The sequence below is a fragment of the Luteolibacter rhizosphaerae genome (assembly GCF_025950095.1).
Taxonomy (GTDB): Bacteria; Verrucomicrobiota; Verrucomicrobiia; order Verrucomicrobiales; family Akkermansiaceae; genus Haloferula; species Haloferula rhizosphaerae.
In genome coordinates, this window is record NZ_JAPDDR010000003.1 from 246,702 (window position 1) to 262,473 (window position 15,772).

The following is a 15,772-nucleotide window of genomic DNA, read 5'->3' on the forward strand; positions in this document are numbered from 1 at the left end:
TCAGGACTCCGCGGGGGCGGGCACGACAAGCGTGGGCACCGCAGCCTTCCTCACCATGCCCTCCGCGACGCTGCCGAGGAGCAGGGCGGCGACGGCACCGTGGCCATGGGCACCGACGACGACGAGATCCGCGCCGTGCTTCTTCACATACTCGAGCACGGCGTGCAGCGGACTGCCCTCCGCGAGGTGCACGGTGGCATTCGGGATATCGCTCGAGACCTGGCCTAGCAGCTCATTGAGGCGAGCCGTGGCCCGTTTGCGGGCTTCTTCCTGGAAGAGATGGATGGCGGGAAACTCGTCGGGCGTGAAACCGTAGGCCGTGTAGCTCGGCTCCGGCTCGACCACATGGAGCAGGTGGAGCGCGGCACCGAAGGCCTTGGCGAGCTGCGAAGCGGTATCCAGCACGCCGGGGGTGGCATTCGAGAAGTCGACGGCGGCAACGATGTTTTTCATGGCTTCCTCTCCCTAGCACGGGAATCCGCGGTATGCCACTCCGCGATGTTTCGCGCGCCGACTTTGCAAATCGCCGCGCCGCGTCCATGCTCCCGGCGTCATGATCAAGTTTCTCCACACCCGCATCCGCGTGGCCGACATGGACCGTTCCATCGCCTTTTACGTGAAGCTCGGTTACACCGAAGCGCGCCGCCAGGATTCCCCGCAAGGAAACAAGCTCGCCTTCCTGGAGCTGCCGGGCAACGACGTCTTCCTAGAGCTGTGCTACTCCCCGGACTATACCGACAAGTGCCCGGAGGACCTGATGCACACCTGCCTGGGCGTGCCGGATATCATCGAATACTGCGACGGTGTCGAAAAAGCCGGAATCGAAATCTGGCCTTCCGGCTGGCGGGAGAAATTCTCCTCCGGTGAGCGGAAGATGGCCTTCGTGACCGATCCCGACGGCTACGAGGTCGAGATCCTCGAACGCAAGTAAAGGGATCAGGCGGGTCGATGTTTCGCTCTGAAACATCGACTCACGAATTCCCGTCGCCCGTCTTATGTTTCGCCCTGCATGAAGGAAGACCAACAAGCGCGACTGCCGGACGGGCGGATGCTCGGTTACGGCGAGTACGGCGACCCGGCGGGAGAACCCTTGTTCTTTTTCCACGGCTGGCCGAGCAGCCGCTACCACGGCATGATGCTGCATGCCGAAGCCGAGCGCCGGGGCCTACGGGTCATCGCGCCGGACCGGCCGGGGATCGGCCTTTCCGACCCGCTGCCGGGACGGGGCTTTTCCTCGTTCCCGAAGGATATCTCGGCGCTGGCCGATGAGCTGGGTCTCGATCGTTTCCGGCTCTTCGGCATCTCGGGCGGTTGTCCCTACACCCTCGCCACGGCGGCGGCGCTGCCGGAACGGGTCCGTGCCGCGGCAGTCATCTGCGGGGCCCCGCCGCTAGGTTCCCCCGCGGACAAGGCGCACATGCACTGGGCCTACCGCAGCCTGGCCGGGCTGCGACGGCTGCGGCGCGCGGTCATGCCGGTCTTCCTGGGCACCAGCCGCTGGATGATCGCGCGTGGCTCCCACCGGGCCCCGATGTCATGGGTCATGCACAGCATCCCGCCGAGCGACCGCGCCGCGATCGCGGAGCACGGTTGCTGGCAGGATGTGACGCGCAGCTATCTGGAAGCGGTGAACAGCGGCCCGGAGGCGGTGCTCACGGACGGCGAACTGTATCTGGAACCGTGGGACTTCTCGCCGGAGGAGATCTGCGTGCCCGTCGCCTTTTGGCACGGGCTCGCGGACAAGAATCTACCCTGCGAGGTGGCGAAGGGGCTCGCTGCCCGGGTGCCGGGCGCGGAGGGCCACTGGATCGAGAACGAGGGGCACTACTCGCTGCCGCTGCGCTATCGCGGGCAGGTGCTGGATTGGCTGGGCAAGGCACCCGCCTGACAAGTTCCCTACAGATCGGGCTTGAGACTTGGTCCTCCAACGGGAAGCTTCTGCGCCTCAGTCCGCTATGGAATGGATTCACACGATTTTAGGTGCCGACCCGGCCGCGGGGCTGTTGGTGATTTTCATCCTGATTATCATCGAGGGCGTGCTCTCGGTGGATAATGCCGCCGTGCTGGCGACCATGGTCATGAAGCTGTCGAAGGAGCAGCAGGGCAAGGCGCTGCGATATGGCATCTTCGGTGCCTATTTCTTTCGCGGGCTCTGCCTGATCCTCGTCGCCTGGTTGATGAGCATCTGGTGGCTGGAGCCGATCGGCGGTCTCTACCTCCTCTATCTGGCGTGGAAGCATTTCGCCAAACACGAGTCGGTCGAGCAGATCGGCGAGGAGCATGTGGCGGCGGAAGGCAACTGGCTGTATCGCCAGACCATGGGCCGCCTCGGTCCTTTCTGGGCCACCGTGGTGGCGGTGGAAGTCATGGACCTCGCCTTCTCACTCGACAACGTGTTCGCCGCCGTGGCCTTCACGAAGAACAAGGAGCAGTTCCCGCCGCCTTCCGACATGATCATCGTCTGCATCGGCGTGTTCATCGGGATTCTGGCGATGCGATTCGCCGCCCAAGGCTTCGTAAAGCTGATGCACCGCTACCCCTTCCTGGAGAACTGCGCCTTCGCGGTGATCGGGATCCTCGGCGTGAAGCTGCTTCTCAGCATCCCGCGCCACTTCCTGCCGCCCGGAAATGGCGTGCATGATTTCCTCGCCAGCAAGTACTTCGACCTCGGCACCTCGGTGCTCACGCTGCTGATCTTTATCGTGCCGGTGATCGTGCACCGCATGAAGGGCAGCGCGGCTCCCCCTGCCGCCTGAGGCGGAGGATTTTCCCGCGCAGTTCATTTGCGGACCCCGGACTTGCTGGTTAGTGATTCCCCCGCATGGCAGAGGCCTTCGATGTCGCATCATTCCTGAAGGAGTTCGGCGAACTCGCGGAAAGCCGTGGCTTCATCCGCCGCCATCTCTGTGACACGGATGCCGGGCCGCTGCTGGCTTGGGAGCGGCTTGATGGCACCGCGCCGGACTACATCTCCGCCGGAATGCATGGCGACGAGCCGGCCGGCCCGCTTGCGGCGCTGGAGCTCCTGCGTTCGGGCGTGCTGGACACCGGCGCTTGGGCGATCTGCCCGGCACTGAATCCCACCGGGCTGGCCCTGGGCACCCGCGAAAATGGCGCGGGGATCGACCTGAACCGCGACTATCTGGCGCTGAGCACGGAGGAGGTCCGCACCCACACTGCTTGGCTCGCCTCCTTTCCTTGTCCGCGCTTCTTCGCCTCGCTGCACGAGGACTGGGAGACTTCCGGCTTCTACTTCTACGAGATCAACCTGCTGGAAGACCGGCCCGAACGTGCCGCAGCGATCCTGCAAGCGGTGACCCCGTGGTTCGAGCCGGAGCCCGCCACGCTAATCGATGATCACGAGATCCGCTCGACCGGGTGGATCTATCACGTGCCGGAGGCGGACGCCCCGGAGAACTGGCCGGAAGCGATCTTCCTGGCGAAGCGTGGTTGCCCGGTGTCCTTCACCTTCGAGACCCCGAGCGCGAACTGCCTGAATGACCGGGTGGCGGCGCATGTCGCGGCCGTGAAGGCGGCACTGGCTTCGTTGGCCCCGCTGTAAATCCGGAGATTGATCCGCCTTCCCGCGCCGCTAGCGTGCGCGACATGAAATGGCTCCCGATCCCGCTGGCCCTCGTTTCCAGCATCCTGGCCGCGCCGGTGGATGACTTCATCACCGCGGCGAAGTCGAAGCACGGCGAGGCAGGCGAGAAGGCGGCGAAGTTCCTGACGGAGCACATGCCGACGGGGGACAAGGAGAAGCTGGATGCGGGCTTCCTCGGAACGAATCTGGACTTGGCCTTCCAAGCGCGGGGGGAGTTCCCGTGGGCGAAGCAGGTGCCGGAGGAGATCTTCCTGAACGATGTGCTGCCCTACGCGGTCTTTGACGAGACGCGGGAGGCGTGGCGGAAGGATTACCTGGAGAAGGCCCGGCCGATCGTGAAGGACGCGAAGACCGCAAGCGAGGCGGCGCAGGCGCTGAACAAGGAGTTCTTCAACCTGATCAATGTCCACTACAACACCGGACGCAAGGCACCGAACCAGAGTCCCTCGGAATCGGCAGCCCTGAGCAAGGCGACCTGCACCGGGCTTTCCATCATTCTGGTAGATGTTTGCCGCGCGGTGGGCATCCCGGCCCGTGCGGTGGGCACCCCGCTATGGGCGAACGAACGCGGCAACCACACCTGGGTGGAGATCTGGGACGGGGACTGGCACTTCACGGGAGCCGACGAGTACGACGAGGAGGGTCTGAACCGCGGCTGGTTCGTGAACGATGCCGCGCAGGCGAAGGCGGATGAGCCGAAGTACGCGATCTACGCGACCTCATGGAAAAAGGAGGGCCTGTCCTTCCCGATGGTGTGGGCGGGCGGCAGCAAGGAAGTGGCAGCGGTGAATGTGACCTCCCGCTATGCCAAGGCCGGAGCCGCTGCTCCGGTGGCGAACGTGGGCATCCGTCTCTTCCGCGAGGGCAAGGGCGAGCGTGTGGTGGCGAAGCTGCAAGTGCTCGACGAGAGCGGCAAGCTGTTAGGCGAAGGTGAGACGAAAGCCGGAACCGCCGACATGAACGACATGCCGCGGGTCCCGGTGAAGCCCGGCACCAAAGGCCTGATCCGTTTCACCGTGGATGGCGTCACGCGGGAGAAGAGTTTCGGCCCGATCGAAGCCGGTGAGCCGACCCTGGATGCGGTGTGGAGCGAACTCGCTGCGGTGAAGCCGGCCGCCGAAGTGCCGCAAGGTCCGCTGACAAAAGATCAGGCAGCTCAAGTCGCAGCCAAGATCGCTGATGAACGCCTCGCGACGCTCCGTGAAGAGCGCAAGGAGGAGATGGATAAGAAGGCGATCGTGCAGGGCGACAAGACCCTGCGCTGGCTGGAGAAGAGTTTCGGCGAGGCTCCCGAAGGCAAGCGTAGCCTATGGATCTCGATGCATGGAGGCGGAGGCGCTCCGGCCCGCGTGAACGACCAGCAGTGGCAGAACCAGATTCGCCTCTACGAACCCAAGGAAGGGATCTATGTGGCACCCCGCGCGCCGACCGATACCTGGGACCTGTGGCACCAAGGCCACATCGATCCGATGTTCCAGCGCCTGATCGAGGACTACGTGGCACTGCGCGGCGTGAGCCCGGACAAGATCTACCTGATGGGCTATTCCGCCGGGGGCGACGGTGTGTGGCAACTGGCACCGCGGATGGCCGATCGTTTCGCCGCCGCGGCGATGATGGCGGGTCACCCGAACGAGGCGCAGCTCGACGGCCTGCGCAACCTGCCCTTCGCGATCTTCATGGGCGGTGCCGATGGCGCGTATGACCGCAACAAGATCGCCGCGGAGCGGGCCGCAAAGCTGGACCAGATGGAAAAGGATGATCCGGGCGGCTACATCCACATGTCCCGCATCTACGAAGGCCTGCCGCACTGGATGAACGGCAAGGATGCCGAGGCTGTCCCTTGGATGGCCAATTACACGCGGATCGCATGGCCGAAGAAGATCGTGTGGCTGCAAGACGACGTGACCCACGACCGCTTCTACTGGCTCAAGATCCCTGACAAAAACGCCGCGAAGGCGGGCCAGAAGATCGAGGCGAAGGTCGAAGGACAGACGATCACGCTGAGCGGTGATGTGCCCTCAGGCACCGAACTGCGGCTCTCCGACGCGCTGCTCGATCTCGAGCAGCCGCTGAAGGTGATCGTGAACGGAAAGGAAGCCTTCAGCGGCAAGGTGAACCGCAGCGCCGAAGCGATCCACCGCACGCTCGATGAGCGGGCGGACCTACCCGCTGCAGCGTCGGCGATCGTCACCCTGCCCTGAGCACCGCTCTCTAACAGAGCATCGTCACTTGCTTTCCCGTTTTCCGACGGGAGGGTCATCGGTTCCTGATGGGCCGGCTTCCGGGAAGCGGCGCGATTTCCGCGCGGCTTCAAACGCATTGATCGAAATTTCGTGCGGGTTTCGGCCCTCCCAAGGGACGCAAGCAAAACGAAATTCATCTCATGATCTCTAGACGTCATTTCCTATCGACCGTTTCGGGAGCCGCTGCTGTCAGTGCCTTGCCCCAGACTGCTGCCGCTCAATCCACGGGAATTTCCCTGACGCAATCGGCCACCACTGCCGGTGGGAAGTACCGGCCGCCCTTCCGGATCGGTCTCGGAGGAGCGCCGATGGGCGGATCCTCGAAGCTGCCCGTCACCGATGAAGAGGCGGTGGCAATCCTCGACAACGCATGGGCGGCCGGCATGCGCTTCTACGACAATTCGCCTTGGTATGGACTCGGCCTGAGCGAGCGGCGCTTCGGGCAAATGCTGAACGACAAGAAGCGGGACGAGTATGTGCTCTCCACGAAGGTGGGGCGCATCTTGACCGGCTCTCTCAAACCGAAGGCCACGGCTTGGGGCAATCCCGACTCCTTCGACTACACCTACGATTACACGGCTTCCGCCACGCGACGCTCGATCGAAGACAGTCTCCAGCGCCTGGGCCTGCCTTCGATCGATATCGTGTTCATTCACGATCTCACCGCGGTGAACGGTGATCTGGGCGAGCGCTGGACCGAGTACTTCGACCAAGCGGTAAAGGGGGCCATGCCCGAGCTCACCAAGATGCGAGAGGAGGGCATCATCAAGGCTTGGGGGCTCGGGGTGAACAATCTCGAGCCGATCCTGCGCACGCTCGATGTCGCCGACCCGGACATCTTCCTGGCGGCCTGCCAGTACTCGCTGATCGAGCATGAAGAGTCCGTGACGAAGCTCTTCCCGGCCTGCGATGCGAAGGGTGTGTCGATCGTGGTGGGCTCGCCCTTGAACAACGGATTCATCACCGGGGCCCAGCGCTTCAACTACGGTCCGAAGATCCCCGCAGGCTTCGAAGACAAGCGAGCACGGATGCAAACGATCGCGAAGGAGCACGGTGTCGATCTCCGCACGGCGGCACTCCAATTCACGGCGGCCCCGACGACCGTTTCCGCCACGATTCCCGGAGCCCGCAAACGCAATCACCCCGAGGAGAATGTGAAGTCGATGGCGGTGAAGATCCCCGCCGACTTCTGGGCGGAGCTGAAGCAGGAGAAGCTGATCGCCGAGGGGGCGCCTGTCCCTGCCTGAGACTGAGCAAGGACACAAAAAAGCCCGGCTTCCTTGGGGGAAGACCGGGCTGGTTAAAGGGAACGGGAGAAGATCAGTTCACGGCGACAGCCGAGGAACCGGTTTCGCCGGTACGGATGCGGATGGCTTCCTCGATGGTGGAGATGAAGACCTTGCCGTCACCGATCTTGCCGGTGTTGGCGCTCTTGACGATGGCCTCCGCCACGGAGCCAGCCTGAGCGTCATCCACGACAATTTCGATCTTCACCTTGGGGAGGAAATCCACGGTGTACTCAGAGCCGCGATAGATTTCGGTGTGGCCTTTCTGACGGCCGAATCCTTTGACTTCCGTGACAGTCATGCCCTGCACGCCGACTTCGGCGAGGGCTTCCTTCACTTCCTCCAACTTGAACGGTTTGATAATCGCTTCGATTTTCTTCATGGTGCGGCGGATTGGTCAAAGACGGTTGAGCAAGGCCCATGCCAATTGCGACGTGGATCTTTTTAAAACTTCCCGAAGCTAGTCATAAACACCCCCGTTGGCGAGGGGAAAACCAGTCAGCGTAAGGACTTTCCGGCGATCAAGGGGTGAATGGAAACGAATCGGGAGAATTCGTTTCCATTCGCGATTAGGAGCTTTCCAAGGCGTGTCGTAGGAGGCTAACAGTAAGTGTTCGGGCCGGGACCTTTATCAAGCGATGGACTCCTCTTCTATCTCCGGAAAGCCGGTTCCCGGATGGACTTTCTTGCGCTTCTTCCTGTGGCTGATGCCGGGCTTCCTCACGGTGTGCCTGCTGGCTGTCCTGAGCTTCCCGGGAACCCCGCTCCACCTCGCGCAGTCCAACCCGCGTCAGCTGCTAGCCGGCGCCTCCGCGCTCCTCCTCGCGGTCGCCTGTGCCTGGCTGGATTCCTTCCTGGCTCCGGCTACTCACCGGATTGCCGGAGTGTCTCCGCGACGGCGAGCCGCATGGACGGGCCGGATGACGGTAATCCAGGTGCTGGTCCTGCCGGTGGTGTTCCTGATCTTCGTGGCGCTGGCCGAATCGAAGGGGATCCGGGTTTAGCGGTAAAATGTGATGGCGATTGGAAAATTTCCCCCGGATTGGAGTGTTGCTCCGGGCTGAAAGATCCCTCACTTTCCGGGCGTACCAAGCCCTCATCCGAGTATGAAGAAATTGATTCCTATCCTGTCCGCCCTTTGCCTCGCCTCGCCGCTGATGGCCGAAGAGAAGAAGCTTGAGATCACTGGCAACGACCAGATGCAGTACAACACCAAGACTCTCGAGGTGACTGCAGGCGACAAGGTCTCGCTGACCTTCAAGCACATCGGCGTGCTCCAGAAGGTGGCGATGGGCCACAACGTGGTGATCCTGAAGGCCGGCACCCCGATCCCGACCTTCGCGACCAAGGCGATGCAGGCCGCGGCGACCGATTACATCCCGGCGGACGAAGAGTCCAAGAAGATGATCGTGGCCCACACCAAGATCCTGGGTGGCGGCGAGTCCCAGACCATCACTTTCACGGCACCTGCCGAAGCGGGTGACTACCCCTACGTCTGCACCTTCCCGGGCCACTTCGCCCTGATGCAAGGCGTGCTGAAGGTGAAGGCCAAGTAAGCCGCGGCTGTCTCACAAGTTCTCGTTCGATCCCCGTCCGCTTCCGAGCGGCCGGGGATTTTTCTTACCCGGGCCGGGCCGCTTACTCGGCTTCGCAGTGAGGGCACTTCGCCCCGGCGGTGGATTCGAGCTCTGCTCCGCCCGGGATCGCTGCGAACAAGGGGCCGCCCTTCCAGAGCGGGGACTTCGCGACCAGCACGCCGGGGAGATCCATGCGGCCCTTCGGCCCGTACTGGGCGCGCTCCGCGGTGATCTCGATCACCCCGGCTTCCTTGAGGGTCACCGTTTGCTTGGGAGCGGAAGAGATCTGTCCATCCGAGGAGAAGAAGTAGGCTCCCTCCGCAGGCAGGGCCTGATCATCGGCAGGAGTAAGGCGCAGCTTGATCTCCGCGGCATCGACTTCCGAGAGCCGCTCGACCTTCCAGTGCTGCAGAGGCTGGGGTAGTTCGGCACGGGCCTTGGCGAAGGCTTCGGCCTGAGTGCTATCGGCGGTCGTTTCGACAGCCACGGGGAGATCGAGCGAGAGCTCCTTCTTGCCCGGGTAGCAGCCATCCGCGCAGGCCATCCATGTGGCCGTCGCTTTCAAGCTCACTCGGCTCGCGGTGAGCTTCTCCGGTGGCGTGATCCGGACCAGGAGCATGACGTCGCGCTTGAAGCTGTGGACCGGGTGGATGGCCATCAGCCCTTGGTCGGGATAGGGCCACTGAATCGCTCCGGCCTTGAAGCCCTCCGGGAGTTCCCATGCCAGCTTCATCGGCACACCGGCGATTCCCGGATTCTGCCAGTAGGTGTGGAAACCGGAGTGGTGATGGATCTTCAGACCGACCGTGAAGGGCTGGCCGGCGACGAGAGCGGACTGCTCCGATACCAGTTCCAAGTCGACACCCTTGGTCTTCTCCGGCGCGGCGAGGGCGGAGCAAATCGTGAGAAGCAGGGCAAGCAGGGGCTTCATGGCTGGCCCATCAACGTCGCGGGAGCCGCCAAGCTGTCAAGGCAGGCGGGCGGAAGATCCAAATTCCAAACTTCAAGATCCAGTGAACGTGCTAAGCCACCCGGGGCATGGCGGCGCGCATGAAGGCGTCGTAACCGGCCTCTCCCATGTAGCGGGCCAGCACCGTGGCCGGGGCTTGGCGCAGGTCCACCAAGACCAAGGCGTCGAGCACATCGGAGAAGTCCGGGTCGACATTGAACTCCAGCAGGGTGGCATTCAGCTTGAGATACTGGCGCAGCAGAACCGGCACGCCCTTGTGATCGGGCTCGGCGGCGGCCACCGCGGCGGAGACTTCCTCGATCGACTGAAGACAAGGGCTGATGTCCGAGCCTTCGGGCAGACCGCCGTAAGGATGCAGCGGGCGGACCCAGCGGGAGATGGCCTCGTCCTGCTTCCGATCGCGCAGGAAACGCACGATGAGATCCTGAGAGGCGGCGGTATAATCGCTGGAGATGCTGACCGGCCCGAAGAGGCGCGCGTAGCGGGGGCGCTCTGCGACGAAGCGGCCGATGCCGCGCCAGAGCAAGGCAAGCGGATGGATCGATTTCTGATACTCCGGGGCGACGAAAGAGCGCCCGAGCTCCAAGGCCGGCCTGAGATAATCGAGGAAGGGCTGCTCGAAGTGGAAGAGCGTGGAGGTGTAGAGGGCACCCGGCCCGCCGGCGGCCAGTAGTACGTCGGTGCAGCCGAGACGGTAGCCACCGGCGACGCTACCTGCTTCCCGGTCCCAGAGGAAGAGATGCAGATAGCTAGCATCGAAGGGATCGAGATCGAGGGCCTTGCCGGTGCCTTCACCGACGGCGCGGAAGGCGACTTCGCGGAGCCGTCCGATCTCGTGCAGGACCGCGGGGATCTCCCATGCGGCGGCGAGGAAGACATCGAGCCGACCCTGCGAGGCGAGCGGCCCGCGCTTCATGAGCCCGGCGATTTCGCTCGCCAGTTCGGTGGGATCGGCAGCGGCAGCGATCGGTTGAAAACAAGAGTTCATGGCTGAATCACATTCCAGCATGGTCGCCAGCGCCCGATTTCCCGAATCGAAGAAATCGGACGCTTCATCGGTGAAAACGATGAAAGCGAGACCGGCACGAGGGGTCGAATCTCCTGCGACAACATTCTCGTCACACGGGCGACGAGCGAAGTGCTCAGGCGTCGATCGCGAGAGTGGCCTGCCGGAGTTGTGCGGCGGCGGCAGCGGGATCCATTCCTGCCACGCTGGTCCGCTCCAGCCTGCGGGCCTTGCAAGGAACGATGCCACCGCGCATGGCGAGCAGGACACGCGGCAGGAGTGCGGTGCGCACCAGCGGATGAATTCCGCCCGCGAGGTGGAACCATGGCGGCGTCTTGCCGGGGAACTTCACCGCGACCAACTCCGCGCCGGTCTTGATAGCCAGCGAGGCGATGTGCGGGGACCACGGGCCTTCCTCCACCGCATGGCCTTTCCAATTCGCCACCTCCCCGGAAGGGAAGACGGCGAGCAAGCCACCACCGCGCAGGTGATCGAGGGAGCGCTTCAGGACGATCGCGTTCTTCCGTGATGAACCCTCGGCTCCAAGAATGGATAGCGGCAGCATCGACTCGCCCAACACGGGGAGCTCGGCCGCCATTTCATTCGCCATGAGCAAGGTGTCCCGCCGATGGGCCATGCACAGCGCGCCCAAGGACAGGGCATCTGCACCTCCATAGGGATGATTCGCCATCACCACGACGGGGCCGGTGAGCGGAACCGCGGCCTCGAAATCCTCTGCCGCGAGTTGAAGGCCGAAGGCATCCAAGGCGTTGGCAAAGGGTTCACCATGAGCAGCGGCAGCCTGACCGAAGTCCCTGCGGACGCGCGTGAGTCCGAGCGCTGCATCCAGACAAGCGCGCAAGCTTCCGCGCCAGCCATCGCCATCGAGAAAGGGAAGAGCGGCGCGCAGGTCGAAGGGCTCGCGGGGCGACGGCATATCACGGAATCCACCGGAGCGGGGATGCGATCAAGCCCGCAATTGTAACGGGCCGGACCCCTCTACCGACGAGCCGGCAAAGCTTCCTGAGAACCTTTTGTAAGGGGGAGCTGTCATAGACCGGACGGTAAAGCTGCCATGACAGGAGCATTTCAGGTACTCCACTTTCGCATTGTTGGCGCGGAGCCTTCGCCATTCTTGGGGGCTTAACCCAAATCGCGCCGCGGACAGTCCCGGCCCGACCCCTCGTCTTGTGGCGTCGCAGAGCCGACGCCTTGACCCTCCACCGCAAACCCATGAAACCGATATCTCCGAAGTTACGTATTTATCTTGTCGGAGCGTTCCTGAGCCCTATGGGGCTGCAGGCGGCGCAGCTCGCTTATGAAGGATTCGATTATCCCACCGGCACGGGAAACCTGACCGGGCAGACCGGCGGCTACGGCTGGGGTGGAGCGTGGCAGACCGTGAACAATGGCAGCGTGGATCTCGTTGCGGGCAGCCTTGCCGCTGGAGGCAGTGCTCCCGCCGGCTTCGATGCCTTGTCCGCGGGCAACAACGCGTTCCTGCCGAATGGGCGGCGCGTGGGGCGCAAGATCGACACCAGCACCACCGGGGCTTTCGGCGTGGCAGGCTACCGCGATGCCAATGGCCGGATCGGTGCGGACGGGAAGACGATCTACATCAGCTTCACGCAGCAGCCGAACGGTACGGCGTCCTACTACGAGTTCGAGTTCCACCGCGGTGACTTGGGCGACCCAGGACGTATCGCCGGTATCGGCAACGACCAAGGCGGCGACAACGTGCACCTGCGGGCGCCGAACAACACGCACAGCCTGATCGGCGCGGGAAATACCAACGTGAACTTTTACGTGGTCCGCATCGATTTCAAAGCGGGCAACGACGATGTCTACGTCTATCGCAATCCCACCTCGCTGACCGAGCCCGGCGTGCCCACGCTTACGAAGCTGGCAGCCGCGGACATGTCCTTCGACGGGATTTCCTTCGGTGCCTTCGTGGGTGGCGGCCGCACCGTCTCACACGACGAAGTGCGCCTCGGTGATAGCTGGGCGGATGTGACGGTGCCTCCGGTGGCACAGCCCGCCTTCGCCACGCAGCCGCACCCGACGACGAGCTTCACGGGTGGCACGGTGGTGCTGAACGCCCGCGCAAGCGGCAACCCGCTCCCGACCTATCAGTGGTACAAGGGTTCCAACCCGATCTCCGGGCAGACGGGTGCCAGCCTCACGCTGGGCAATGTCCAAACCGGCGATGCGGGCGCTTATCATGTGGTGGCGACCAACTCGCAGGGTTCCGCAAGCTCCAGCAACGCGCAGGTCAATGTGCTCAACGCGCCGGCAGGCCTGCTCGCCTATGAGGGCTTCGACTACGCTCCGGGTGCGGGCAACCTGACCGGCAAGACCGGCGGACTCGGCTGGGGCGCGGCATGGACGAACGTGAACGGAGCCGGCGGCACGACGCTCAGCGGCAACCTCGCCGCGGGAACCAATGCCCCGAACGGCTTCGATGCCCAATCGCTCGGCAACAGCGCCTTCATGGCGAACGCGCAGCGGGAAGGGCGCTCGCTCGATACCTCGCCGGGCGGACGTTTCGGCGCGGCGGGCTACCTCGATGGCAGCGGCCGGATCGGTGCGGACGGCAAGACGATTTACCTGAGCTTCCTGCAGCAGCCGGACGGCACGACCAAGTTCTACGAGTTCGAGTTCCACCGCGATAACCTGGGCGATCCGGGCCGGATCGGCGGCGTGGGCAACGACACGAACAATCCCACCGTGGCGCTGCGCACGGGTGGCCTGCAAACCTTGATCGGACCGGCGAGCACGGGCGTGAACCTCTACGTGGTCCGGATCGACTTCAAACCGGGCAACGACGACGTCTACGTCTATCAGAATCCGATCTCGGCCACGGAGCCGGGCACGCCGACGCTGACGATGCTGTCGGCTTCGGACATGTCCTTCAACGGCCTCTCGATGGCCGCCTTCGACAACGGCCGCACCGTGAGGCACGACGAGATCCGGGTGGGCCAGAACTGGTCGGACGTGATCTTCGGCACGAGCCGCCGCGAGCTGGTCTGGGTGGGCAATGGCACGACCAACCTCTGGAACCTGAGCGCGTTGAACTGGAACGCAGGCTCCGGCCCGACCGCCTTCGTGGACGGTGATCCGGTGACCTTCGACGACACGGGTTCCAACACGCCGGCCGTCAGTGTCCCGGCGAACGTGGCCACCTCTCACGTCACCGTCTCCAACGATACCAAGAACTACACCATCGGCGGTGCCGGCTCGGTGCTTTCCTCCGGCGGGCTGCTGAAGTCCGGCACGGGATCGCTGACCCTGAGCGGCACGACGAACATCGGCTCCGCGATCAGCATGCGGGATGGCAGCCTGATCCTGAGCGGCACGGCGACCGTGGGCGGCGAGCTGGATATCGAGTTCGGCGATGTAACCTTGAGTGGCACGAACACCTTCACTGGTAACCTCACCTCCGCGGGCGGCGGTAACGTGGTGCTGAGCGGCACGAACACCTTCGCGGGTCTGGCCGCCACGAGCACGAACTTCACCGTCACCGGGGCCACGACCATCAATGGCACGGGCGGCACGGCGGTCTGGATCGGCAATTTGGGCGGTGCGGATTCCCTGCTGACGATGGAAGCGGGCGGATCGCTGACCATGAGCGGCAGCTTCAACGATGCTTGGGTCATCGGTCGCGATGGCGGCAGCGGCCGCGTAGTCCAGAACGGCGGCACCATCACCTACAATCCTACCAACCGGGATGTGGCGTTCATCGGTGCCAGCTTGAACAACCCGGCCACCATCGCTTCCTACGAGCTGAACGCAGGCACGCTGGAAATGACCGGCAAGCGGCTGGGCATGGCGATCGGAGCGATCACTGCGACGCTCGATCAGAACGGCGGCACCATCAACATCCGCCAGCTGGATCTGGGTGCGAACTCCACCACCGGCACAGGCATCTACAACCTCGTGGGCGGTGTGATGAACATCGGCGCGGGCGGGATCACCTCGAACAGCGGGCTCTATCAACTCAACCTCGGCACCGGCACCATCGGCGCCACCGAGAACTGGGCGTCCACGCTGATCCTCAACTTGAGCGGTACCACCACCTTCGCCACCGGCGCGAACAAGGTGACACTCTCCGGTGGACTCGACGGTAGCGGCAACCTGGTGAAAACCGGCAGCGGAACGCTGATCCTGAGCGGCTTCAACACCTACACCGGTACCACCACGGTGAGCGCCGGCACGCTCGGCGGTCTGGGAACCAGCGATCAGTCAACACTCACCGTCGCCTCGGGAGCCACGCTGGCACCGGGAGACGGAGAGGTGGCCACCTTCTACAGCGGAGGCAGCGTCACCCTCGCAAGCGGCTCCACGCTGGCCCTCAAGATCGACAGCACCAGCGGCTTCTCCGACCAGCTCAGCACCACCGCCCCGCTCAACATCAGCGGCGCGACCCTGAGCCTGTCCGAAGTGGGACTCGGCATCATCCCCGCCGGCGAGCAACTGATCATCATCGACAACACCGGCACCACCCGCACCGGCACCTTCGCCGGATTGCCGCAAGGCGCATCGATCAATGCGGGACCGAATAGCTTCACCATCAGCTATTCGAATGCCTCACAAGTGGTGCTCACCTCCACGACCGTCGAAACCCCGTATCAGGCCTGGGCTACAAGCAAGGGTTTGGACGGATCGCCGGGGAAGGAAGCCGGCTTCGACAACGATCCGGACAAGGACGGAATCTCGAACGGCCTGGAGTGGGTGCTCGGCGGCGATCCGCTGCTCGCGGATGGCAGCGCGCTGATCGCCTCCAGCGGCAGCACCGCGAACGGTCTGACCCTGAGCTTCAAGCGTGAGGAAGCCTCTCTCGGCAATGTTACCCTTACCCTCGAGTGGGATACCGACCTCGGCGGAACTTGGACTTCCGTACCGATCACCCAAACCGGCGGCGCCCAAGCCAACGGCGTGAGCGTGACCGTGAACCAGACGGCCACGCCGGATGAGATCACGGTGACCATTCCCGCGTCGAACGCGGTGAACGGTCACCTGTTTGCCCGCCTCCGTGCCTCGACGCCCTAAGGGCTCAAGGCCAGAGCAGCAGCATAGTATCCGGGGT

Annotated in this window: 14 protein-coding genes; 9 read left to right on the forward strand and 5 right to left on the reverse strand. The window is 63.8% G+C overall.

What is annotated here, in order from left to right; genetic code table 11:
- Positions 1-453 (reverse strand): universal stress protein, encoded by a 453-nt coding sequence (locus tag OJ996_RS06790; RefSeq protein ID WP_264512557.1) that lies wholly within the window; start codon positions 451-453, stop codon positions 1-3.
- Positions 454-553: 100 nt separating this feature from the next.
- Here OJ996_RS06790 and OJ996_RS06795 point away from each other — a divergent pair, with 100 nt between their 5' ends.
- From OJ996_RS06795 to OJ996_RS06820, 6 genes are all read left to right on the forward strand, one after another.
- A complete protein-coding gene (locus OJ996_RS06795; RefSeq protein WP_264512559.1) occupies positions 554-931 on the forward strand; it encodes a VOC family protein in 378 nt (125 codons plus the stop codon).
- 78 nt (positions 932-1,009) lie between these two features.
- Positions 1,010-1,888, forward strand: coding sequence for an alpha/beta fold hydrolase (locus tag OJ996_RS06800; protein WP_264512561.1), 879 nt, complete (start codon positions 1,010-1,012; stop codon positions 1,886-1,888).
- Between the two features lie 67 nt (positions 1,889-1,955).
- Complete coding sequence (locus OJ996_RS06805) at positions 1,956-2,756, forward strand: DUF475 domain-containing protein (RefSeq protein WP_264512563.1); 801 nt, start codon at positions 1,956-1,958, stop codon at positions 2,754-2,756.
- Between the two features lie 65 nt (positions 2,757-2,821).
- Positions 2,822-3,562 carry a M14 family metallopeptidase gene (locus OJ996_RS06810; RefSeq protein WP_264512564.1) on the forward strand — a complete coding sequence of 247 codons (741 nt, stop codon included), beginning with the start codon at positions 2,822-2,824 and terminating at the stop codon, positions 3,560-3,562.
- A gap of 44 nt (positions 3,563-3,606) precedes the next feature.
- The gene (locus tag OJ996_RS06815) at positions 3,607-5,805 is read left to right on the forward strand and encodes a transglutaminase domain-containing protein (RefSeq protein WP_264512566.1); all 2,199 of its coding nucleotides are present in this window, start codon (positions 3,607-3,609) and stop codon (positions 5,803-5,805) included.
- A gap of 182 nt (positions 5,806-5,987) precedes the next feature.
- Complete coding sequence (locus tag OJ996_RS06820; protein ID WP_264512568.1) at positions 5,988-7,094, forward strand: aldo/keto reductase; 1,107 nt, start codon at positions 5,988-5,990, stop codon at positions 7,092-7,094.
- Positions 7,095-7,167: 73 nt separating this feature from the next.
- Here the strand turns inward: OJ996_RS06820 and OJ996_RS06825 are convergent, their stop codons facing one another.
- The gene (locus OJ996_RS06825; RefSeq protein ID WP_035610395.1) at positions 7,168-7,515 is read right to left on the reverse strand and encodes a P-II family nitrogen regulator; all 348 of its coding nucleotides are present in this window, start codon (positions 7,513-7,515) and stop codon (positions 7,168-7,170) included.
- A 256-nt stretch (positions 7,516-7,771) separates the two neighbouring features.
- Between OJ996_RS06825 and OJ996_RS06830 the strand changes: the two genes are divergently transcribed.
- The gene (locus OJ996_RS06830) at positions 7,772-8,137 is read left to right on the forward strand and encodes a hypothetical protein (RefSeq protein ID WP_264512573.1); all 366 of its coding nucleotides are present in this window, start codon (positions 7,772-7,774) and stop codon (positions 8,135-8,137) included.
- A 102-nt stretch (positions 8,138-8,239) separates the two neighbouring features.
- Entirely contained in the window at positions 8,240-8,689 is a 450-nt protein-coding gene (azu, locus tag OJ996_RS06835) for an azurin (RefSeq protein ID WP_264512575.1), read from the forward strand.
- Between the two features lie 82 nt (positions 8,690-8,771).
- Here the strand turns inward: azu and OJ996_RS06840 are convergent, their stop codons facing one another.
- The 3 genes from OJ996_RS06840 to OJ996_RS06850 all read right to left on the reverse strand — a co-directional run bounded on the left by OJ996_RS06840 (position 8,772) and on the right by OJ996_RS06850 (position 11,623).
- The gene (locus OJ996_RS06840) at positions 8,772-9,641 is read right to left on the reverse strand and encodes a protein-disulfide reductase DsbD domain-containing protein (protein WP_264512577.1); all 870 of its coding nucleotides are present in this window, start codon (positions 9,639-9,641) and stop codon (positions 8,772-8,774) included.
- A gap of 91 nt (positions 9,642-9,732) precedes the next feature.
- The gene (locus OJ996_RS06845; protein ID WP_264512579.1) at positions 9,733-10,668 is read right to left on the reverse strand and encodes a GNAT family N-acetyltransferase; all 936 of its coding nucleotides are present in this window, start codon (positions 10,666-10,668) and stop codon (positions 9,733-9,735) included.
- A gap of 154 nt (positions 10,669-10,822) precedes the next feature.
- Positions 10,823-11,623, reverse strand: a complete 801-nt coding sequence (locus OJ996_RS06850; RefSeq protein ID WP_264512582.1) for a 1-acyl-sn-glycerol-3-phosphate acyltransferase — start codon at positions 11,621-11,623, stop codon at positions 10,823-10,825.
- Positions 11,624-11,919: 296 nt separating this feature from the next.
- Between OJ996_RS06850 and OJ996_RS06855 the strand changes: the two genes are divergently transcribed.
- Entirely contained in the window at positions 11,920-15,735 is a 3,816-nt protein-coding gene (locus OJ996_RS06855; RefSeq protein WP_264512584.1) for a beta strand repeat-containing protein, read from the forward strand.
- Positions 15,736-15,772 lie beyond the last annotated feature (37 nt).

Excerpts from the sequence above, each read along its gene's own strand:
- OJ996_RS06795 (WP_264512559.1), top strand. The coding sequence starts at position 554 with ATGATCAAGTTTCTCCACACCCGCATCCGCGTGGCCGACATGGACCGT.
- OJ996_RS06845 (WP_264512579.1), bottom strand. The coding sequence starts at position 10,668 with ATGAACTCTTGTTTTCAACCGATCGCTGCCGCTGCCGATCCCACCGAA.
- OJ996_RS06820 (WP_264512568.1), top strand. The coding sequence starts at position 5,988 with ATGATCTCTAGACGTCATTTCCTATCGACCGTTTCGGGAGCCGCTGCT.
- OJ996_RS06830 (WP_264512573.1), top strand. The coding sequence starts at position 7,772 with ATGGACTCCTCTTCTATCTCCGGAAAGCCGGTTCCCGGATGGACTTTC.
- OJ996_RS06840 (WP_264512577.1), bottom strand. The coding sequence starts at position 9,641 with ATGAAGCCCCTGCTTGCCCTGCTTCTCACGATTTGCTCCGCCCTCGCC.
- azu (WP_264512575.1), top strand. The coding sequence starts at position 8,240 with ATGAAGAAATTGATTCCTATCCTGTCCGCCCTTTGCCTCGCCTCGCCG.
- OJ996_RS06855 (WP_264512584.1), top strand. The coding sequence starts at position 11,920 with ATGAAACCGATATCTCCGAAGTTACGTATTTATCTTGTCGGAGCGTTC.
- OJ996_RS06790 (WP_264512557.1), bottom strand. The coding sequence starts at position 453 with ATGAAAAACATCGTTGCCGCCGTCGACTTCTCGAATGCCACCCCCGGC.
- OJ996_RS06825 (WP_035610395.1), bottom strand. The coding sequence starts at position 7,515 with ATGAAGAAAATCGAAGCGATTATCAAACCGTTCAAGTTGGAGGAAGTG.
- OJ996_RS06805 (WP_264512563.1), top strand. The coding sequence starts at position 1,956 with ATGGAATGGATTCACACGATTTTAGGTGCCGACCCGGCCGCGGGGCTG.
- OJ996_RS06815 (WP_264512566.1), top strand. The coding sequence starts at position 3,607 with ATGAAATGGCTCCCGATCCCGCTGGCCCTCGTTTCCAGCATCCTGGCC.
- OJ996_RS06810 (WP_264512564.1), top strand. The coding sequence starts at position 2,822 with ATGGCAGAGGCCTTCGATGTCGCATCATTCCTGAAGGAGTTCGGCGAA.
- OJ996_RS06850 (WP_264512582.1), bottom strand. The coding sequence starts at position 11,623 with ATGCCGTCGCCCCGCGAGCCCTTCGACCTGCGCGCCGCTCTTCCCTTT.
- OJ996_RS06800 (WP_264512561.1), top strand. The coding sequence starts at position 1,010 with ATGAAGGAAGACCAACAAGCGCGACTGCCGGACGGGCGGATGCTCGGT.